The sequence below is a fragment of the Nitrosomonas sp. Nm84 genome, from assembly GCF_003201565.1.
GTDB lineage: Bacteria > Pseudomonadota > Gammaproteobacteria > Burkholderiales > Nitrosomonadaceae > Nitrosomonas.
The window spans coordinates 76,752-98,689 of record NZ_QJJP01000011.1 but is presented as its reverse complement, the minus strand read 5'-3'; the positions used below and the strand labels follow the sequence as shown (position 1 = coordinate 98,689).

The following is a 21,938-nucleotide window of genomic DNA, read 5'->3' as shown; positions in this document are numbered from 1 at the left end:
TCGGCTTCATTGAATCTTTCTTAAGATTATTTTGTTCCTAATAAAAATATATGTGCAGAACCTTTATCTTTTAAAAAAATCAAACGATTGAATAAAAAAGAAATGCGATTTTTTGAACTGCCATGCATTGCCCGAACCAACAATATCAACAGAGTATATTTTCGTCACTACAAATGATTGATTACACTAATGCCGGAATTGCGCGATTCTTCCCTGTACGTTTTGCCTGGTAAAGCGCCTGATCAGCACGATTTAATACTGAATGTTGATGCTCACCAAATGAACGTAATGCAACACCAGCACTAAACGTTATTGAAGTTAATTGATTATCGATCTGCAGCAAGCTATTCTTTATTAAATTATTTTGCAATCGATTAATAATGGTTAATGCCTCTTCCATTTCTACATCAGGCAATAGAATCACAAATTCCTCACCCCCAAAACGTGCCACAATATCTGTAGGACGCAATGTTTCTTTAGCAACAGTAACCAAATTAACCAGTACACTGTCTCCATAGGGATGGCCCAAGCTATCATTGATCTGTTTAAAATTATCCAGATCGATCAAAATCACACCAAGTGACTGTGCATTCCGATCAGCACGAGCTGCCTCACGTTTAAAAACATCATCTAAGCCACGACGATTGAACGCACCGGTCATTTGGTCAGTTTGTACGAGTCCCCTCAGCTGTTCTAGTTCACTTTTTAACGATTCAATTTTTTGCTCTGCATGTTTTACCTGTTCCTGTGCGGCAAATACTTCATCACTAAATCTCAAGCCCCTGGTTTCAGACAATACAATGTCAAGAATTCTAATAATTTCATCCGCGCTATTTGTTTTGCGAATCTGTTCAGCATAACATTCTACTTGCTTATAATAGTCTTCAGAATCAGCCATAGGTTTCTGCTCACTTTTAATAGCACCTGGTGATGATTTAACCAGTCTCAGCATTCCTCTCTGTTTTTGTTTAATAGCTTTTTGCATCGCTATCCTCCTCATTTGGCATCATGGAATGTCAGGCTATGCCAGTTCAGGGATAATTTGTTGGATTGCGAAGGAGAACCCATTCCGGTATAGACTGCCACGTGAACAAAGTTAGCAGAGCAGGTCAGAAATAGATTGAATGAATAAAAAGGGAAATCGGTGCTATTTACTGAAGAATATTGCAAACACTATAATTAACATTCAGTTACAAAAGTTACTCGGATATGAGTATTTGATTCTTTCCACCTTTTTTTGCACGATATAGTGCTTCATCGGCACGCTTAAAAGTATTTTCTTGTGATTCTCCTGGCTGGTGTTGAGCAACACCAGCACTGAAAGTAATCAATAAGCGCTTATTTTCATGTAGGAAAAACTTCTTGGTTAAATTGCGTCGTATTCTGGCCAGAACCTCAACAGCTTCTTTAAGCTCTGTGTTTGGTAGTAAAATCACAAACTCTTCGCCACCATAACGTGACACGATATCTTCAGGTCGCGTCGTATTTTTGACTGACTCAGCTAAATATACCAACACGTCATCTCCGACTGTATGACCATGTGTATCATTCAATTGTTTGAAATTATCAATGTCTAGTAGTGCATAACATAAAGGAATTTGGTGACGTGTCGCACGAGAAGTTTCACGTTCAAAAGCACTATCCAGGCCCCGTCGATTCAGTACACCAGTTAAATGATCTTCATGCACTTTTTCGCACATTCTTGATAACTCAGCTTCAAGCTGATTAATTTTATCCTGCGCTGAGCTGACCTCTGCACGGGCAGCGAGAAAGTCATTACGGTAATTTGATGCACTCTCTTGCATCTGCTTAGTCTCTTGCATGATTTCCACAAGAAATTGATTGAGTAGTTTTATGTCATCTACTTGATTAATTTGCTCGGAATAATATCCAAGTTTGTCGTGATATTCCCCTGTTGAGTCAGATAATTCCTCAATATTACTAATTAAGGAATTCACCATTTGTCTCATGATCGACTTGGCTTCATTCAGGCTTTGTTTTATGATTTCTTGATTCTGGATAATTTCTTCCAAGTAATGCTCAGCTTGCGCGATATTGCGCAGATCCAATGGGTTAGATATTGCTTCCTGCAACATCAGGATCTTATTCATAACCCACGGATCCTCCGACAATAAATAACCAGTACTATTTATCAGCAAATTCAATAACCTTAATAGGCCTTGTTGTAACTTGGTACCATTATCACTCAATAATTCTAATTTAAGACAAAATTGCTTAAACCTAAAAATACACCGTTCCATCTCCTGCTCATCTTGAATTTTCCTTAATTGCTGTGCAAGCAGTTTGGCTTCTTCAGCTAAGACAGGATCATTCATCTGAGAATCGGCAATGCTCTCCAGCATTTGTGCCTGTGGCTCCAGTAGTTGGGCGATAAAATAAGTAGCTGCATGCTGTTTCTCGGACTCAGTATTATCTGAGCTCTGGTTTTGAACAGATAACGAAACTGCTTCTAAATTATCAACTTGCTTTTGGGGAGATGCCAAGGGTTTTATCCATGAATCAATTAAAGCTTCCAGCTTGATATATAACTGTTCTGGATTTTGAGAAAATCTTGTGAGTACGTGACTGAGAGATGCTCGTTTTTTGGCGATAGTCAAAGTACCGTGGTTGCTCTCCATTTGCTTGAATAAAGCTTCTATTATGCCCCCCCATGGAACACGCGCTTTATTATCAAGCTCATTAAGCTTATTTTTTGAGGTAAATTCAGTTTCAACAAACTTAATGAACGTGGCTTTATATTTGTACCAATTCTTAGCCTCTAAAGCCTGTTCCAACGCATTAGCATATTTCAGTAAATTGGGTGTATGTCGTGGAAACTCTGATATTAATTCCTTCAAAATTTTTGCAGCGTTCTCAGAAATAGCACTCTCTGATTTACCTGCAATCTGATGATAGACCCTATGATAATTATCAGGAGTGGGAGGGATCTTAAGTGACGAAAGCTGCTGCAATGTTTCACGAGCAAGCATTAGAGGAGTCAGATTCCTATCTTGATTCATAGATATCATTCAAACACATAAAAAAATGAAAACCCTCTCAATTAAAACAAAATCAGCACAACACTTAATCAACTAGCTTATTTTTTATTGCATAGCGAATTAATTCTGAATTATTCGTTAACTTAAGTTTCTCCAATAATCGTGCACGGTAGACACTCACTGTCTTTGGGCTCAGAAACATTTCTGCCGATATCTCTGACAACGTCTTGCCTGCAGCAATAAAACACAATGTTTGGTACTCTCGGTCAGATAAAGTGGTGTAAAGTGGCTTATCTGCATCAATGTTGATAGTGTTAGCAAGTTCTTGGGCAACCGCTGGGCTCACATATTTATCACCTTTTGCTACCTGACGAATAGCGATAACAAGTTGCGCTGGTGCACTTTGTTTATTTAGATAACCCGCCGCCCCTGCTTTTAATGCACGAATTGCAAATTCGTGCTCATTGTGCATACTGAGCATTAATACTGCAAGGTCTGGCTTATCCTTTTTAACTTGTTTGAGAATTTCAATGCCATTTCTGTCCGGCAAAGAAATATCCAATAACATAACGTCGAAATGTTGTTGCCGTGCAATCTTGATTGCTTGAAATCCTGTCTCTGCTTCACCAGTTACTTTAATATCATCAGTTTCACTGAGTATCTGCTTTAAGCCTTGGCGAACAATTGCATGATCATCAGCAATCATTACACTTATCATGTATATCTCCAGCTACTCAAAGCCACGCAACTTTCTTTTCTTTCATCATATATTCAAATTGTGGTTTTTTTTAATTTACTCTCTAAACCAACCACATACCCAGTTTGTTGTTCCAAATTACCAGTAGGAATAAGAATAGTTACCTTAGTACCCTTTTTCGGATCTCCCGAAATGTGAAAACTCCCTTTTAACTGTTGACAACGTTCACGCATGCCCCGAATTCCAAAAGAATCCTGCTTCTCCATGTCAACACTCGCAATTCCACATCCATTATCGATTATTTCCAGAAGAATCAACTTATCCAACTCCACAAGCTTAACTTGAACGTGAGAAGCATGTGCATGCTTTGAGATATTCGTGAGAGTTTCCTGGAAAACACGAAAAATTGCTACTGCCAAATCCGAATCCAAAGGTATTTCTTCATTCCCACAGGATACCTTACAAGCAATACCGGTTCGGTCACTAAATTCTTTTGCCTGCCATTGAACAGCTGCTACGATGCCACAATCAAGAATACCTGGTCGCAAATCCAAGGAAATTCGACGCGTGCTATCAATGACACGGTCCACTAAACATTCAATAGACTTCGCTTTTTGCTGATAAAATTCAGGCTTTCTTAGCGTTGTATCCATACACGGAAACAGCTCACATTTAATTGCAGTCAACGTTCCCCCAATATCATCATGAATTTCTCGTGCAATTCGAGCACGCTCTTGTTCTTTGACTTTCTGCAAGTAAGAAGATAATTCGGCCAATTGCTCACGTGAGCGCGCAATTTCGCGCTCAGTCAATTTATTTCGCGTAATATTGATCATGATACCATCCCATATCGTCGCACCGTCAGTCATTTTTCTGGGTGTCGCACGCAAACTGATCCACTTGATATCAGTATCGCCTTTTACTTGAATACAGCCCTCCCAATTCCAAGTTGCAAGCTGCTCAGCTGATCTCATCATTAACTGATGGTAAGATTCTCTATCATCCGGCAAGATCAATGCCGGAAAGAGCCGTGGATTATCCATTAGCTTTTTTGGAAGCAATCCCAGCAATGTTTCACTGGCATCACTCACATAAGGAAAACCGATTTGATTCTTAGCGGTTAACAAGAATTGAAAAACCACACCGGGAAGATTGGATGTGATAGCCTGGAACAGTGTTTCACTTTTTTGCAGTGCGTTTTGTATAGTTATAAAGCGCTGGTAATTCTCTACTTCATGCAGGCTGCGCCGTATTGCAGGCACCAGTCTGGCAAGATTTCTTTTCGTCACAAAATCATAGGCACCTAAAGCCATGATGTGTTCTGCAGCCTCTTCACCCACGTGACTCGATACAATAATCAGAGGTATATCTAAATTTTGCTCTCTTATGGCTTGCAATACATCTTGAGCATTGAGTTGCGGCAAATCGTAATCAGATAGAATCACGTCCCAGTTTCTGATCAGAAGTGCGTCATGTAAAGCAATGGCAGTTGAAACACGCAGACAATCTGATTGGAACCCACCTTGAACGAGCATATTCGATACCCGTTCCGCATCCTCTTCAGAATACTCCACCATTAGTATTTTCAGTTTTTCTTCATTGACCATCTCAGACCTTTGCAGGTTGAAGCCGATAAACCACCAACCAGAATTAACTGCACCAATTAACTAGCTGAATCTTATCTTATTTTACAAGATAATCTGATTGCAAAGAAATAATTTTTATCGCAAACAAATGAGACAAACCAATTCATTAGACAAAAACATGAATTACAGAACTCTAAACTTTCCAAAACGATGTCCGATAACTGCAATCAACGGCGGTTATAAACCTTCTTGGATTGCAGGGAAAACCAACGGAACTGGCAATTATGCCAACACACATAGTCATTAAAAAGGAGAACCCAAATGCCACAAATTATTAACTCTAATGTAGCTTCATTAAACGCACAACGGAATTTAAACACATCTCAGACATCATTGAATACTTCGCTAACACGTTTGTCATCTGGTCTGCGTATCAATAGCGCCAAAGATGACGCTGCTGGTCTGGCGATTTCAGAAAGGATGACTTCACAAATTCGTGGTCTGAATCAAGCTGTGCGTAATGCAAATGACGGTATTTCACTATCACAAACGGCTGAGGGCGCATTAGGTGAAATCGGTAACAACTTGCAACGTATTCGTGAACTAGCCGTACAATCAGCCAATGCAACCAACAGTGCCAGTGATCGCGCATCACTTCAGGCTGAAGCTACACAATTAACGGCTGAAATAACCCGTGTTGCCAGTCAAACCCAGTTTAACGGCACGAACTTGCTGGATGGCTCTTTTCTGAATCAGAGCTTCCAAGTTGGAGCCAATGCCAATCAAACGATCAGCATCTCTTCGATTGGTGATTCACGTGCTACCGCGCTGGGCAGCCATATTCTTAATACTACTGGAACTGCCATGGGTACAGCAACAGCAGCCGCTGCCGATGTATCAGCCGGTAACGGCGTCACTGTTGAAGCTGATTTGGCACTAACAACTAACAAAGGCACAGCAACTGCAATCTCATATTCAGTCGGTGCTGATGCAAAAACCATTGCTGCAGCCATTAATACCGCAGCCTCCAACATTGGCATTACGGCGACGGCCACCAATAGCGCCACATTAGGCAATTTAGGCAGTGCCGGCACAATATCCATGACATTGAATGGCAGCTCGGTATCCGCTGTTGTCGACGACAAATCAGATTTAAGCAGCCTAGCCGCTTCAATTAATGGTTTGCAATCAACCACTGGTGTTACCGCTTCATTCGCAACCCCAGGCGATAAATCTGTCATCACCTTATCAACCACTGACGGCAGAGACATTACTGTTTTGGATTTCAACAACTCCGGCGCCACCAAAACAGCAGATGTTGTTGCAGGAACAACTACCAGAACATTAACAGGTGGTGCTGCAACTGATTCAACAACCATAACCGGTAAAATTGAACTTGCTAGCTCTGCGGGTCAGATCACCGCAGGTAACGGAAATGCGGATGTATTTGGAAGTGCAGTGAGTGCTTTCAATTCAGTAGCTACGCTGGATCTATTATCCGCAACCAATTCACAAGCTGCACTGAAAACTCTTGACGCCGCTCTGGCGCAAATTAACAGTTCACGCGGTGATCTGGGTGCGATTCAGAACCGCTTCAGTTCAACTATCGCGAATCTGCAGAGCACCTCTGAGAATCTTTCCGCTTCTCGTAGTCGTATTCAAGATGCAGATTTTGCAGCTGAAACAGCCAACATGACACGTGGGCAGATTCTGCAACAAGCAGGTACAGCGATTCTTGCACAAGCAAATTCATTGCCCAACAATGTTCTTTCATTGTTACGTTAAGCAGTGCGTAACTAATGATATAGGGAATTAAAAGTAAAGCTGATGACACGCGGGATTGTGAAGAAACACTCCCGCGTTCATTTCAACTTTAAGGAATCATATCATGAATATCAATCAGTTAAACGGAACAGGTATATTTCCATTGCCTTCGACAACAATATCGGTTGCTCCAGAGTTTGTGTCTGGTATAGATATTGCGCGTCCAGCTGCTCCAACTATGCAACCTCGAATTGGTAATAAGTCAGAATCTGAAGAACAGATTAAACAAGCTGTTCAGAAAATCCAGGAGACAGTAGATAACTTGGCACATAATCTGCGTTTCTCAATTGATGAAGACACTGGCAGAACAGTCATTAAAGTAATGGATGCCCATACTGAAGAAATCATTAGGCAGATTCCAACAAAAGAGGCTATTGAAATAGCTCGTACATTGGATAAAGTGCAAGGGCTGCTATTCAGCGATAAAGCATAACTAAGAACATCATATAAAGGCGGGACTTTAAAATGCTTGCATCTCCAGGAATTGGGTCGGGTTTGGATGTCAATGGTATCGTTAAACAGTTAATGACCTTAGAAAGCCGCCCTCTATCGGCTCTCGATAGCAAAGAAGCTATACAGCAAACCAAATTAACTGCTTTTGGGAGTTTAAAAGGAATGATATCTTCGTTCCAAAATAACCTCGTTGCATTAGCCAATCCGGCAAAATATGCTGCCATAACAGCCAATTTTGCCGATACAACATTGGCCAGTGTAAGTGCAACTTCCGCCGCGGTAACAGGAAGTCATTCTGTAGAAATTCAGACGCTCGCGCAATCGCAGAAATTAAAATCTGCTAACTTTGCCACTACGAGCACCACAATTGGTAGCGGTACTATAACTATACAATTTGGGACTTATAACAATGGCACATTTACACTAAATCCTGATAAAGCGGCGCAATCAATTACCATCTCTCCCAGCAATTCATCGTTGGCCGGCATTCGTGACACAATTAATGCAGCCAATGCAGGGGTAACTGCCAGCATTGTGAACGACGGTACCGGCAATCGCTTGGTAATCGCTTCAGAAGATACAGGATTGAGCAACGCCTTAAAAATAACCACAGCCGATGCTGATGCCAGTAATACAGATAATGCAGGGCTATCTCAACTTGCTTACGATGCTTCCTCTGGTGGCGCATCAAACCTTACCGAGACTGTCGCTGCTGGCAACGCTACCTTGGTTATTGACGGCATTTCGATCAATAAAGCATCTAATAAAATTACAGATGCCATTGAAGGCGTTACGTTAGACTTATTAAAAACAAACTTGGGTAGTACAACAACTTTAAATTTGTCTCGAGACACAGCAAGTATCCAGGGTGCAGTTTCATCATTTGTTAAATCTTACAATGATTTGAACAAAACTATCACTGATCTCTCAAAATACGACGCAGCAACGAAGCAAGCATCTATTTTAACGGGTGACTCAACGCTTCGATCAATTCAAACAAAAATGCGTAGTGCGATTTCCGATCCATTAACCACAGCGGGTGGCGGTTTAAGCTTATTATCGGAAGTAGGCGTTTCTTTTCAGAAAGACGGCACACTTAGTCTTGATACTACTAAGCTATCTGCGGTACTAAGTGATTCAACAAAAGATGTTTCTACATTGTTTGCTTCAATTGGAAAAACTAGTGACAGCTTGGTGTCATTTGTCAGTGCAGAACCCGATACAGCTAACGATAAATACTCACTAAATATCAGTCAAATTGCAACACAAGGCACCGCGATAGGTAGCACTGCGGCGGCATTGACTATCGGTGCGGGAGTGAATGATACACTCAACCTCACTATTGACGGTGTGGAAGCTAGTGTAAAGATTGCAGCAGGCACATATACGACCACATCATTAGTAGCTGAAATTCAGTCAAGAATCAATGGTGAATCAGCAATCTCTTCCGCTGGCATTAAAGTAACACTCAGTGAATCTGCTGGAAAACTAACCATTACTTCCGATCAATATGGTTCTGCTTCAACTGTATCTATTACAGGTGGTAATGGCAAATTGGATTTATTTGGCGCACCAGTTGAAACCAGCGGCAAAGACGTGGCAGGTACGATTAATGGCATAACTGCAACTGGTTCTGGTCAAACATTAACCGGCGCAGCTGATAGCAGTGGACTAGTTCTCAAAATAACTGGGGGCGGTATAGGTGCTAGAGGGGATATCGATTTTGCACACGGATTTGCTGCAAAATTGAATAACTTATTAGGGGAAATGCTAGATGGCCGTCTAATTGACAGCCGCATTGATGGTATTAATTCATCAATTAAGGATATTGATGCTCAACGAGAGACTCTGAATCAACGACTCGTGGACACAGAAAAGCGTATTCGGGCTCAGTTTACTGCGCTGGATACAACACTCGCGAGCATGACGCAGACAAGCAATTTTCTGCAACAACAATTATCCAGGCTACCTACCATAAGTTAGTAAAGTTTATAAAATAACTCACTATATTGAGAGCTACTAGATGTATGCAACTATGAATAATGCAATATCTGCCTATCAACGCATTGGTGTCGAGACAAGCATTGAATCAGCTGATCCACACAAACTTATTTTAATGCTATTCGAGGGTGCACAAGAAGCTTTAGCGAAGGCCCGAATGCATATGCATCATAATGAGGTTGCTGAAAAGGGACAAATGCTATCAAAAGCTATTATGATCATTGATCACGGTCTAAAAGCTAGTTTAGATATGAATGCAGGGGGTGATTTAGCTATAAAACTCCAAGCACTCTACGATTACATGACACATCGATTAGTGGTAGCCAACATTCAGAATAATCTTGAGATAGTTGATGAAGTTAATAAGCTTCTAGCTGAATTGCATGATGCTTGGAAAAATATTGGAGAATCTAATAAAACTCTAAAGTCTCAGTGACAACAACCACAGTCTAAATAAATAAAATTCTGTTTTAAGAGCAAAGGTATGAAAAATATGGATAGCACTTACACGATTATGACTTATGAAGCCATTTTAGCAACTACCGGTAAAATGTTAGTTGCTGCTCAGAATAAAAAATGGGATGAATTGATATCTTTAGAACAAGAGTGTAGACAGTTAACTGGAATACTTATAAAGAAAGACTTGGAACCCATACTAGATAAAGAATTACTACAAAACAAGATAAGAATTATCCATCAAATATTGGATGACGATGCTCAAATTAGAGCAATTACTGAACCTTGGGTGATGCGATTACAGGACATGCTTAGTGCCAATGGTCGAACACGAAATCTTCAGCAAGCATACCAACCAATTGATAATATATAACAAGTAAGATCATTAAGATATGTTGCGTTTGAACAAGTATAAAAAAACAAACTATTGTGATTCCAGCTATCAATAAAACTAATTCAATCGCACCTTTAACTCAAGTAAAACTTGTTACGCCAGTAATAGCAATTCCAGACTCACAAAATTCTTCTATTCAATTTGAGCAAGATCAGAAATATCAAGCATTAGTTGAGGCTCGTTTATTCAATGGGAAGTCTAGAGTTTTAGTTGCAGATAGTCTCCTACAAATGTATTTGCCAGAGAAATTCCAACCTGGTACCAAGCTAGAACTTATTTTTATATCTCATGAACCGAACTTAAAATTTCTTATCCACAGCGAAACATCATTAGAAACTAACGAAAATCACGCGTCAATCAGCACCACTGGACGCTTTCTTAATGTTCTGCTGCAAGATGCATTAAAGCACTCACTATCAGGCATAGCTCAAATTACTAGCACGTCTCCAATTCTGAATGGGGTGCCAATAAATAGCACTGAATTACCTAGTTTATTACAGAAAGCAATCGTTCAAAGTGGATTATTCTATGAATCACATCAAGCCCAATGGATTAATGGAGAAAATACACTTGAGAATTTACACCATGAGCCTCAAAGCAAGTTAATGTTGGTAACTGACATGTCTGCCACTAAATCAATTGCATCTGCTCCACTTGGCACCGATATGCCCGTAAATACTCAGAGTATCCCCCTGGTACTACAACAATTAACCACCTTAGAAACGGGTCATCTATTTTGGCGTGGAGAAATCTGGGAGAATCAACACATAGAATGGGATATTTATGAGGAATCTCATAGCAGCAAGAAAAATGAGCCTACTACACGATGGCACACACAGATACGTTTGTCGATGCCAGAACTTGGAGATATTACAGTCAAGATTGCACTGGACTCTCAGAACATCCATATTAAACTAAATGCCTCACAACTAGACATCGCTAGTTTATTGAAGAATAATCAATTATCACTCGCAGTAGACATGCGATCAGCTGGATTAATTATTCAATCAATAGAGGTCCAACATGATGACGGAAAGTGAATCTTATCTCACCGCAGTTGCACTTGCCTATCGAGAAGGCCAGATAGCACCTAAAGTCGTTGCAAAAGGTCGTGGTCTTATTGCCCAGGAGATTATTAAACGTGCAAAAGAAGCTGGCATCTATGTTCATGAATCAAGTGAACTGGTTTCATTACTCATGCAAGTTAATCTTGATGAGCGTATTCCACCGCAACTTTATATTGCAGTCGCCGAATTATTAGCATGGCTTTATCATCTGGATCAGGAAAGAGCAAAACGTTTAACTAAAGGTAGCCTTAACCCAAAGACAATTCCAAAAAATCTGGGGAGCAACTAACAATGCAAGAATCTAATCAAAGAACCGAAGCGCTTGAAGTACTAGAGCCAAGCCGGCTTTCCAGAGAAGAAAAAGATGAAAACTTTCGTGTTTATTCAGAAATTGATATTCTCTTTATACTTCGTGGAATAATGCAAGCAAATTCGCTAATCACTCTATATCTCGGTTATGGAGATAGTTTCATCCTAACTTCTATCCTCGCCATAGATGTTGATAAAAAAGAAATAATAATAGACTATGGCACTAATGCAAAAGTAAGTCAGCAAGCACTACAGTCTAAAGAACTAATCTTTGTTACCACGCAAAATAAAGTCAAAATAGAATTTATCTGTACTCACATTAACAAGACAGAATTTAAAGGGGAGCATGCCTTTTCTGTCAATATTCCAAAATATTTACTGCGCATCCAAAGAAGAGACAATTTTCGCATTTCTACTCCAATTACAAAACCGCTCAAGTGTATCATTCCTGTCCTTATAGAAGATAAATCTATAAAAGCCGAAATTACGTTACTCGACATAAGCTGTGGTGGTATTGGAGCAATTGATCAACATACCACTATCAACCTTGAACCAGGAACAATTTATGAGAATTGTCAAATTTCACTCCCTGAAATCGGCATTGTAAATACGACTATCAAAGTAAAAAATACATATGCAATGAAATTGCATAGTGGCGACTCTTACCACCGCGTTGGATGTGAATTCATAGACTTACCATCAAAAACAGAAGCAATGATACAACGCTATATTGTCAAACAAGAACAAATAAGAAAAATAAAATAAACTCTAGATAGAGACCTTGCACAGCAACGATCCTAGGGAAACTATGCCCATTTCTGGTGTATGACAAGGGAGGAATAAGCGGTGTAACCTGTTGGTAAAGATCTCGGCAGATCGACCAGTGAAAAAGGAAACACCACATGACAGATAGTAATGTTTTTAAGCTGAATAAACCAAAGAGACCTTTGCAAAATCATGCGAATCTTTATTTCGATGTAATTTCGCGTTTATTTTTACTTGATCGAGTGATTTTTAGTCATTTTCCCGCAAATGAGCCAGGGATAATCACTCTAACCCGGGTATTTCCGGTCAAGAGGACGCAATATCCCTATGTTTGCGTGATCAATTGGCGATCGGCAAAGAGTTGGGGTAGTCTTTTTAAGTTGTATGTACTTTGCTGCCAAACCAGCGCGCCTGACTGCCGAAGGTACGTTCTACCACATAGCGAACCTTTGTAATCAAACGATTGCGTTGCAATTGCCGCTTCAATAGCGGTTTGTTCTTCACCGCTTTATCCTGCTTTTCGGTTTATGCGCACTGTGCGTAATGCTCGCGTCAACATGGCAACCTTGCTTGATGGTAATGTTGTGCATTTGTATCTGTGCATTAATTTGCGCTAATAAACCATCCCACGCGTCCGCAGCCGTCAACCGAGTTCTGAAGCGCGACAGCACCGAATGGTCAGGAACATCATCTTCCAAACTCAGTCCCAGAAATCGCATCACGTGCAGATTCGAATTAGCCATGTCTTCGACCGATTCATCACTTAGGCCACCGTTCCAAATTCCTACCAGCAGCATCTTGAATAACAGTAGTCCAGAATACGCTGGACGACCCGCTGCATCCGATCCAGGCGCATAATGCTGTGCAATTTTTCGCTCTATCGTCTTCCAATCTATCAGTTGGCCTATTTGGCTTAGAAAATTCCCTTTGCGCGTGCGGCGATTGACATCGTATTCCGAAAAACTCATAAGATTTACTCAACCCAATGATTCAAAATCGTATTCTAACATCTGATCAGATGAAACTCTCTCTGACCGTGCAAAGGCCTCCAGAAGATGATAGCTATAGTCAAACCTGGTGTAGAGACTGTAAAATAAACAACCCCGTGGCAAGACCACGGGGAATCGCAAGTTGAGAGTGTAGTAGTTCAGATCTTAATCCAATTTATTTAATACACACCGTCCGCACCTGATGAATATCGGTAATTCCCTGTAGCACCTTCTCGATGCCGTCCTGCTTCAGCGTACGCATCCCATCGCCCAACGCCGTCACCAGCATTTCCGCCACGCGGGCACGCTCCTGGATATTCTTTTTCAATGCGTCACTTGCCGTCATCAGTTCATGCAATCCTACTCGACCGGAGAAACCTGTACCGGTACAATCATCACAACCGACTGGCTTGCACAATGTAATTTCACCTTTGTCATTACCATATTGCTTAATCCAATCGTCGTGGATTGTCTTACGCGCAGCTTCCGGATCCACTTTAAATCGTTCAATATGACTCAACTCTTCGCAATATTCCGTCAACAATGCCTTAATCTCACGTTCACTGGCTACATACGATTGCTTACACTTACACAAGCGTTTCGCCAGCCGTTGCGCCAGAACGCCCAGCAGTGCATCAGAGAAATTGAAGGGATCCATCCCCATATCCAGCAAACGAATCACCGACTCCGGCGCGCTGTTGGTATGTAGTGTGGCAAAAACCAGATGCCCGGTTAACGAAGCTTCGATACCGATACTGGTGGTTTCCTTGTCGCGCATCTCGCCGACCATGATGATATCCGGGTCTGCGCGCAAGAAAGACCGCATGATCACGGGAAAGGTCAAGCCTGCCTTGACATTGATTTGCACCTGACGTAATCCCTTTTGCGTGATCTCAACGGGGTCCTCCGCAGTCCAGATTTTGGTTTCCGGGCGATTAAGATGTTTCAAAATGGAATGCAGCGTGGTTGTTTTACCTGAACCCGTAGGACCACACACAAAAAACAAGCCATAAGGTTTACTGATGATTTTTTTCAGCTCTTCCAGGTTGCGGGCGGTAAAACCCATTTTATCCAGCGGGATAGGTTCTCCAGCCGACAGGATCCGCATGACAACATCTTCCATACCACCCGCAGAAGGGATGGTGGCAACACGCAGCTCAATATCCAGTGGAGCAAATTTTCTAAACTTAATCTTGCCGTCCTGTGGCCTGCGTTTCTCGGAAATATCCAAATCACACATGATCTTGATCCGCGTCACCAGTGGATTGCGGTAACTGGCTGGAATCTCGATATAGGGCATTAATGAACCATCCTTACGGAAGCGGATTTTGGTTTTCTCTTTTCCTGTATAAGGCTCTACGTGGATATCCGACACGCCCATCTTATAAGCGTCCACAATGATTTTATTGACGAGCTTGACCAGCTCATTATCCGAAGCTGCTGAAGATTCTTCTCTTTCGCTGACAATTTCCTCAGCAGTTTCTCCTTCAAGATTAAACAGCATTTCGGTAATATTGCCCGTAGCCATCTCATCCTGGCTACCGCCATAGAATTGCTCAACGATTGCACCAAATTCACGCTTGGTAGTAACCACATAGGTAATCTTGTGTTTGGGAAAAATCTTGCTCGCAATGCGCTGAGATTTAATCCGCTCAGGATCCAGCGTTAAAACCACCAGGCCATCCTTCGTTTCATCAATAGGCAGCCAGGCATTACTTTCCACATAATCCTTTTTTAAATTTCTAAGCAGATCCATCGGTTTAATCCGATCTTTCTTAAAAGGCTCATAACGAGTATCAAAAAATGCAGAAAGTGCTTTACCGATGAGCGGCAAACCAATCTGCAGCTCGTCTACCAGTACATCTTCCAGATCACACCCTTTCTTGCGCGCAGAACGTGTGGCCAATTCCAGTTCAGCCGCGGAAATCACCGCATCGAAAATCAGATAATCATATTTTGATTTAGCTACTTGAGCGGATTTTGAACGTTGTTTAAATACCGTTGCAAGTACTCGGCAGATTTCAATCACACCGTCAACAGCGACCGCTGTAAATGGCTGCCCGCCTTTATGATTGATAACCTGAACTACGCCCATTAATTCTTGAGTGTCCACACTTAGAACCGGTGCAACGAGCATTTGTTTGGTGCGATAGCCAGTACGCTTTTCCGCTTCATATGAAAAAATAATCAATGGATTGATCTTTTTCAATTCACTTTTGTTGTAAACATCTTCAATATTGACCACTTCCTTCTTCAAACTCACGTAACCTGTAATCGTGCTTTCAAGTACCGGTAATTTCAAATCTTGAATCGAGTCAAATCCTGTTTTAACCCGGGTGGTCAGAAATGTTTGATCCTCACTCAGGGTATAAATAATCAGCCGGTCTGCATTGAACAAAGCACACAGATCTTTACTCACTTCCAACATGATCTCATCCATATCACTAGCAGCATGTATCTTACCGATAGCGGATTGTAGATTGCCGGAAAAACTCGATTCACTGTTATCCGCAGCATCGTTTTGCATCAGTGTTGTAGTGGTTGTATTCATGACATCAATTCTCCGGAATTCTCTAAAACTCAAATAATTGATTGTTCTCAAGCTTACGCGGCTTAAATTTCGCCATACATTGCTGTATTTCATCCATGGTTATTTCAGCTTCACCCGGCTTCAAGTGAGAAATAAATATTTCAGCATTTCGTTCGAGTTTCTCCAGTTCCTCTGCTAGCAAACTGGGGCAAAAATGCTTGGATCTAATGGCAATCTCTCTTTTCTGATTGCAAAAAGCTGATTCAACGATGAGATATTTTAAATTTTCAATTTTATTGACTTCAGCCCATAACGCATCATTGGTTGTCGTATCTCCGGTGAATACAAGACTGGCTTGACCTGAATCCAACTGATAACCAACCGCCGGAACGGCGTGATTTGCGGGTAATGGCGTAATTCTACGTTCCTGCAAACTGATGGTATTATTCAGTGACAAGGCTTCATAGCGCATATAGGGTGAGCAATCATTAGGAATTTTTGTAAAATCCGGCCATAGATGCCAATTAAACAAATGCTTTCGCAAACTATCCAATGTCGCTTGCACCGCATGAATCGTTAGAGGTTTGGTTCGTATAGAACCGACGGTATCAACCAAAAAAGGAATACAAGCCACATGATCCAAATGTGCATGCGTAACAAAAACATGATCAATTTTGATCATCTCATCCACACTCAGATTACTCACGCCAGTTCCTGCATCGATTAAAACATCATCATCCAGCAACATGGCACTAGTCTGCGCACCGTCTCCTATCCCACCGTCGCATCCCAAGATTCTGAGCTTCAATCCTATTGGCCCCAGAAATAATTTACCTAACCAGTAAAACCGGAATAGTCGATGACTTCATTACTTTATTCGTTACCGACCCCAGTAACAAGCCTTTTATACCACCTTTTCCACGTGGCCCCATGACAATCTGATCATAGTGCTTCTCGACAGCAAAGCGGACAATCATTTCAGCCGGATCGCCAACAGTAATATGATATTGGTAGGCAATCCCGGCTTGATCAAGTAAATTGCGGACATTTTGCAGGTTTTCCAGTCCTCCTTCCTGATGATATTGTTTGATATCCGCCTGATTGATAAATAACGACACATTACCATCCAGTGGATGTTGAACACTTAGCAAGTGCAGCTCCGGTTTTTCTTTATACCAATCCAGCAAATGAATGAAATCAGCCACTGCTTGACTGGAATGATCGGAACCATCGACTGGCAGTAAGATTTTTAGCATGATCAATCTCTCAGTTTTATATAACGATAAGTAAATAGTTACTGTTTGGGGATTGTGTCGTCGACCAGATCAATCACTGGCTTGACTTTAACTTGTCGCCGGGCAGCCAATACTTTGCCCACTGTAATTACAATTAATGCAGCAACAACCGGTGCAACCCAATGCAAATACTTCGCTTGTGTACTGACCCATTCTTTGGTAGTCACATCAGTCACCACCATGTCACCAGCAATCCATCCTAACAAACCGGCACCAATGGCGATCGTTACCGGATAACGATCCATGATTTTCATTACCAATTGACTCCCCCATACAATGATAGGCACGCTGATCACCAAACCAAAAATCACCAGACTGATATCATCCTTGGCGGCACCAGCAATGGCAATCACATTGTCCAGACTCATCACGGCATCAGCCACAATAATGGTTTTGATGGCGCCTATCAAAGTTGTGCTGGCATCAACCTCATGCGCACCTTCCGGTTCAGGTTGCAGTAACTTGATGCCGATCCATATCAATAAAGCAGCGCCGACAATCTTTAAGTAAGGCACCGCCAGCAGACTTAATGCAAAAAAGATCAGCACCACACGTAACGTAATGGCGCCCAAAACGCCCCAGAAAATTCCCAGCTTGCGTTGCTGTTCAGGCAACCGCCGGCAAGCAAGCGCGATCACCACTGCATTATCCCCACCCAACACAATATCAATCGCGATGATTTGTACGACAGCAATCCAAAATTGCGGACTATCAAAACCCATTTAATTTTTTCCTAACAAAATACAATTCGATCAAAAGAAACATTACCTTAGCTTAAATTACCTTAGTTTCAACAATATTTGCTACGCTTCCGTCTCAACTTCTATGAACTTCAACAGCTCATCTTTTTGCTGCAATGTATCGTTATAACCCAGCTCTATTAAATCCCGGCAAAAAGGCGCCTCAAATAACACATAACTTAATAAGGTCGAGCCATTGGGCCCCATTGCACCGATCGCACGATAGAGATAACGCATGATCCACGGTAAGGTGTACGCATATTTTTGTGCAATTTCGTTAATACCCTCGCTGGGCGCTATCATCATCGCTTCAACGGGGCGTAGTGATATATTCTTTTCTTTAATCAGCTCATGAGGAATCAATTTAATTGTCTCATTGATGCGTAACAAACGTTCTAGATCAACATCCAGGCTATCGACAAATATACTGTTCAGTGCATGACCGGCAATCTGCGCAAAGGGCGGATAATTCGCAGCGCTGACACGTTTAGGTTCATCCGTAACCGGTTTACGTACTCCAATAATCAGCACCTTGTCAGCCCCCAAGTGAAGCGCCGGACTAATCGGCGCTAACTGGCGCATTGACCCATCGCCAAAAAACTCACGGTTCAATTTCACGGCAGGAAAAATAAAAGGTATCGAGGAAGAAGCCATCAAATGCTCCGCACCAATATCAACGGGAACACCCAGCCGCTGCGCTCTTTTCCACGGCATTACCTCTCTCGCTGCCTGATAAAATGTGACCGATTGCCCGGAGGTATAACCCCATGCGGTCAGCCCCAATGCATGTAATGCACCAGAACGAATACCATACTGAATAGCACGAAACGGAAAGCGGTTTTTCAGTAATGCTGCTAAGGGTGCGTTATCCAGTAAAGAAATCGCATTATGTTGACCATATTCACTCGATACCAATGACAATAAGCAGCGTAAAGTATTATGCATCACACCCATAAAGTCTGATCGATGAATCTGCTCTACATGGAAATTTGACCAAACAGCTTCGAGTTGTCGCACGCCTTCTGCAAAATTATTCGCTGAAACCGCAATGCTGGTTGCGTTAATGGCACCCGCTGAGGTTCCACAAATCACGGGAAAGGGATTACGTGTCTTATCAGGCAATAATTCAGCAATCGCCCGCAATACACCTACTTGGTAAGCTGCTCGCGCCCCACCACCGGTTAGAACCAACCCAACCTTCGGCATGGCTATGGTTGTATTCTGCTCATACACGGATACGAACTAAAAACTCTGCTTTCACTTTCTCCAACGCGTCCCGCAAGGTTTCTTCAGGTAAATTATTTAAAGAGCTTGATAGCATCTTTGCCGCTTGACAGGCGGAATTCGGCAATACCGCACTGTCCAGATTGGCAACGAAAACCGCGGCAGCTCCTGCAGCATTCAATAAACTTTGACGCTCATTCATTAATATTTCCACTTCTTCTCTTAACATGAAAATTTCTTGTTCTTTCAGTATAGTATTAGGCATACGATGACCCCTCATAACAACGAAACAGTGTTCAACTTGTCAAGCACTATATCAGAACTATAATTCATTTAAGTTTTGAACTCTGTGCTGTTTGCCACCTTTTTTATTATTTCCAGAATCAATCAATCACTCAACCACACTATCTATATGATGAACAATCGCTTATATACTACACTATATCCAGAAACTGCACCTTATCAGCAAGGATCACTCCCCCTGGACAAGCTACATACCATGTACTGGGAGGAATCCGGCAATCCCTCCGGCATGCCCGTGGTATTTCTCCACGGCGGCCCTGGCGCTGGCGCGACACCGGCGCATCGACGCTTCTTTGATCCGGCACATTACCGTATCGTCATTTACGATCAAAGAGGTGCGGGACGTTCAACGCCACTGGGTGAAATACGCGATAATACAACACCCCATTTGATTAATGACCTGGAAACACTGCGGCAACACTTGGCAATTGATCAATGGTTGATATTTGGCGGCTCCTGGGGCAGCACACTGGCTCTTGCCTATGGTGAAGCACATCCTGAGTGTTGTTTGGGTTTCATTCTTCGCGGAATTTTTCTTTGCCGCACAGAAGAAATAGACTGGTTTCTATACGGATTACGTAATCTATTCCCGGAAGCCTGGCGCGAATTTGTCGCGCCACTGTCAGCCGCAGAACGCAATGACATTCTTTCCGCTTACTACCAGCGTTTAATGCATCCTGATCCGGCCATCCACATGCCTGCGGCACGTACCTGGAGCACCTATGAAGGCTCCTGTTCAACGTTATTGCCAAACCCGGACACAGTTAGCTATTTTGCCAGCGATACTGTCGCACTGGGACTTGCGCGCATGGAAGCCCATTACTTCAGTCACAATATTTTCTTACCGGAAAATTCATTGCTGGATAACGTACATAAACTGCACAACATTCCCGCCACCATCGTGCAAGGCCGCTATGATGCGGTCTGTCCGATCGTCAGTGCCGACGACTTGCATCATGCGTGGCCGCAGGCTGAATATATCATCATTGACGATGCTGGTCATTCCGTCTGGGAACCTGGCATACAAGCGGCGCTGATCAAAGCCACCGATCAATTTAAAACACGCAACCACTAGCGGTTGTTGAGAAACGTTTTCAAGGCGGCTGATACAGGGCAAGAACAGGTGAAGGACCACAGTTTATGTGTTGTGATCAATGAGCAGTCTATTTTTTAACACCGTAGCGGCAATGGAGATGTCTTTCGACAGCCTGCTAGAGATGCAAACCACACTCGGTTTTAGGTTTTCCCATCCAGCGGCCGCTACGGCCCTCGCCTTTCACCGTACAATGCGTGCATCCAATGGAAGAATAGCCGCCTTCCACTAGCGGATGAAATGGCAGATCATGCTCGCGAATATATGCGTCACGCTCTTCGCGCGTCACATCAATCATCGGATTAAACTTAATAATCCCACGACGTTCCTCAAAAATATCCAGGCCCGCACGGTGATCAGTCTGCCAGTTCATCAAGCTCGACACCCAAATATCGTAATTGGGTTTGATCGCTTCCAGCGGATTGATCTTATTAATGGTGCAGCAAAAATCCGGATCCGTTTCATACAGCTTTTCTTTTTCACTATATTGATGCTGGTAATCATCTGCCTTCAGATCTTCAACTCTCAGATGGTAGAGCTTGGTCAGATAATCGCGATACATGATGGTTTCCGGAAAATGAAATCCGGTATTAATAAAAAAAATAATCTGTTCCGGTCGAATGCGGGAAATAATGTGCAAAAAATATGCAGAGGTTGCCGCAAAGGACGACGTCACCATAATTTTTTCAGGTTTGAAATCGGTGTAAAGCTTATGCAAACGCACTTCGAAATTGAGCGGCCGGTAACGCTCATTCAACTCATTGATGGCTTGCGCACTTAAACCTGCAGTATTGCTGGGACTTTGAACTATGGATGCTGCTTCAGACATAAGGAAATACTCATTCATTAAATAACACAGAATACACTGCATGGATCGATTCAGATTTGCTCACAACTTGACCGGTTGATCATAAGTGTCTGAAACGACACCAACACCGAGTGGACAACAGATTCATTAAGCAGTAATGCAAGGTGAGGAAACATTCATCTTTTTTCTCTCTGCAATCTACCGAGTATCCGCTGGGTTGTCAAACACGCTCAATCATCTTTCCAATAATCTTCTGGTTCAGGTTGCTCGAATTTCAGCCTATCACACAATTCACGAAACTTTAATAATGTTGAAACACCACTGACATCAGCGCGTCATCAGGGATTGCTAGCATGTCGACAGCATAAAGAAGCTAGTTTGTACGACTTATGCGCGCATACAGTC

22 protein-coding genes are annotated in these 21,938 nt (G+C 42.2%); 9 read left to right on the top strand and 13 right to left on the bottom strand.

Features of this window, described 5'->3' with window-relative positions:
* Positions 1–181 precede the first annotated feature (181 nt).
* The 4 genes from C8R34_RS07615 to C8R34_RS07600 all read right to left on the bottom strand — a co-directional run bounded on the left by C8R34_RS07615 (position 182) and on the right by C8R34_RS07600 (position 5,303).
* A complete protein-coding gene (locus C8R34_RS07615; RefSeq protein WP_110339418.1) occupies positions 182–985 on the bottom strand; it encodes a GGDEF domain-containing protein in 804 nt (267 codons plus the stop codon).
* 214 nt (positions 986–1,199) lie between these two features.
* A complete protein-coding gene (locus C8R34_RS07610; protein WP_258364416.1) occupies positions 1,200–2,990 on the bottom strand; it encodes a GGDEF domain-containing protein in 1,791 nt (596 codons plus the stop codon).
* A 94-nt stretch (positions 2,991–3,084) separates the two neighbouring features.
* Entirely contained in the window at positions 3,085–3,717 is a 633-nt protein-coding gene (locus C8R34_RS07605; protein WP_110339414.1) for a response regulator transcription factor, read from the bottom strand.
* Between the two features lie 53 nt (positions 3,718–3,770).
* On the bottom strand, positions 3,771–5,303 hold the full coding sequence (locus C8R34_RS07600) for a histidine kinase (protein ID WP_110339412.1): 1,533 nt from the start codon (positions 5,301–5,303) through the stop codon (positions 3,771–3,773).
* Positions 5,304–5,603: 300 nt separating this feature from the next.
* On the opposite strand from C8R34_RS07600, the gene C8R34_RS17260 reads away from it, so the two are divergent.
* From C8R34_RS17260 to C8R34_RS07560, 8 genes are all read left to right on the top strand, one after another.
* Positions 5,604–7,067: a flagellin gene (locus C8R34_RS17260; protein WP_110339410.1), complete on the top strand. Its 1,464-nt coding sequence runs from the start codon at positions 5,604–5,606 to the stop codon at positions 7,065–7,067.
* A gap of 103 nt (positions 7,068–7,170) precedes the next feature.
* On the top strand, positions 7,171–7,539 hold the full coding sequence (locus tag C8R34_RS07590) for a flagellar protein FlaG (RefSeq protein ID WP_110339408.1): 369 nt from the start codon (positions 7,171–7,173) through the stop codon (positions 7,537–7,539).
* A 62-nt stretch (positions 7,540–7,601) separates the two neighbouring features.
* Positions 7,602–9,542, top strand: a complete 1,941-nt coding sequence (fliD, locus tag C8R34_RS07585; RefSeq protein ID WP_258364415.1) for a flagellar filament capping protein FliD — start codon at positions 7,602–7,604, stop codon at positions 9,540–9,542.
* Between the two features lie 52 nt (positions 9,543–9,594).
* On the top strand, positions 9,595–9,996 hold the full coding sequence (gene fliS / locus C8R34_RS07580; RefSeq protein WP_258364414.1) for a flagellar export chaperone FliS: 402 nt from the start codon (positions 9,595–9,597) through the stop codon (positions 9,994–9,996).
* 48 nt (positions 9,997–10,044) lie between these two features.
* A complete protein-coding gene (locus tag C8R34_RS07575) occupies positions 10,045–10,389 on the top strand; it encodes a flagellar protein FliT (RefSeq protein ID WP_258364413.1) in 345 nt (114 codons plus the stop codon).
* A 56-nt stretch (positions 10,390–10,445) separates the two neighbouring features.
* A complete protein-coding gene (locus C8R34_RS07570) occupies positions 10,446–11,450 on the top strand; it encodes a flagellar hook-length control protein FliK (RefSeq protein WP_110339400.1) in 1,005 nt (334 codons plus the stop codon).
* Positions 11,437–11,766, top strand: a complete 330-nt coding sequence (locus C8R34_RS07565; protein ID WP_110339399.1) for an EscU/YscU/HrcU family type III secretion system export apparatus switch protein — start codon at positions 11,437–11,439, stop codon at positions 11,764–11,766. The genes C8R34_RS07570 and C8R34_RS07565 overlap by 14 nt, the downstream gene beginning before the upstream one ends.
* 2 nt (positions 11,767–11,768) lie before the next feature.
* Positions 11,769–12,551, top strand: coding sequence for a flagellar brake protein (locus tag C8R34_RS07560; RefSeq protein ID WP_110339397.1), 783 nt, complete (start codon positions 11,769–11,771; stop codon positions 12,549–12,551).
* A 375-nt stretch (positions 12,552–12,926) separates the two neighbouring features.
* Here the strand turns inward: C8R34_RS07560 and C8R34_RS16960 are convergent, their stop codons facing one another.
* From C8R34_RS16960 to C8R34_RS07525, 8 genes are all read right to left on the bottom strand, one after another.
* Complete coding sequence (locus C8R34_RS16960) at positions 12,927–13,055, bottom strand: transposase family protein (RefSeq protein WP_146207585.1); 129 nt, start codon at positions 13,053–13,055, stop codon at positions 12,927–12,929.
* Positions 13,052–13,519 (bottom strand): transposase, encoded by a 468-nt coding sequence (locus tag C8R34_RS07555; RefSeq protein ID WP_110339395.1) that lies wholly within the window; start codon positions 13,517–13,519, stop codon positions 13,052–13,054. Before C8R34_RS07555 ends, C8R34_RS16960 begins: the two co-directional genes overlap by 4 nt.
* Before the next feature lie 196 nt (positions 13,520–13,715).
* Positions 13,716–16,091, bottom strand: a complete 2,376-nt coding sequence (locus C8R34_RS07550; RefSeq protein ID WP_110339393.1) for a GspE/PulE family protein — start codon at positions 16,089–16,091, stop codon at positions 13,716–13,718.
* Between the two features lie 22 nt (positions 16,092–16,113).
* Positions 16,114–16,878, bottom strand: coding sequence for a 3',5'-cyclic-nucleotide phosphodiesterase (locus tag C8R34_RS07545; RefSeq protein ID WP_110339391.1), 765 nt, complete (start codon positions 16,876–16,878; stop codon positions 16,114–16,116).
* Between the two features lie 22 nt (positions 16,879–16,900).
* Entirely contained in the window at positions 16,901–17,326 is a 426-nt protein-coding gene (locus C8R34_RS07540; RefSeq protein ID WP_110339389.1) for a universal stress protein, read from the bottom strand.
* A gap of 38 nt (positions 17,327–17,364) precedes the next feature.
* A complete protein-coding gene (locus tag C8R34_RS07535; protein ID WP_110339387.1) occupies positions 17,365–18,087 on the bottom strand; it encodes a TerC family protein in 723 nt (240 codons plus the stop codon).
* An 81-nt stretch (positions 18,088–18,168) separates the two neighbouring features.
* A complete protein-coding gene (locus tag C8R34_RS07530; RefSeq protein ID WP_110339448.1) occupies positions 18,169–19,311 on the bottom strand; it encodes a patatin-like phospholipase family protein in 1,143 nt (380 codons plus the stop codon).
* 19 nt (positions 19,312–19,330) lie between these two features.
* Positions 19,331–19,594, bottom strand: coding sequence for a hypothetical protein (locus C8R34_RS07525; protein ID WP_110339385.1), 264 nt, complete (start codon positions 19,592–19,594; stop codon positions 19,331–19,333).
* A gap of 150 nt (positions 19,595–19,744) precedes the next feature.
* On the opposite strand from C8R34_RS07525, the gene pip reads away from it, so the two are divergent.
* Positions 19,745–20,707, top strand: coding sequence for a prolyl aminopeptidase (pip, locus tag C8R34_RS07520; RefSeq protein WP_110339446.1), 963 nt, complete (start codon positions 19,745–19,747; stop codon positions 20,705–20,707).
* Positions 20,708–20,843: 136 nt separating this feature from the next.
* On the opposite strand, the gene C8R34_RS07515 is transcribed toward pip, so the two are convergent.
* Positions 20,844–21,554: a phosphoadenylyl-sulfate reductase gene (locus C8R34_RS07515; protein ID WP_110339383.1), complete on the bottom strand. Its 711-nt coding sequence runs from the start codon at positions 21,552–21,554 to the stop codon at positions 20,844–20,846.
* Positions 21,555–21,938 lie beyond the last annotated feature (384 nt).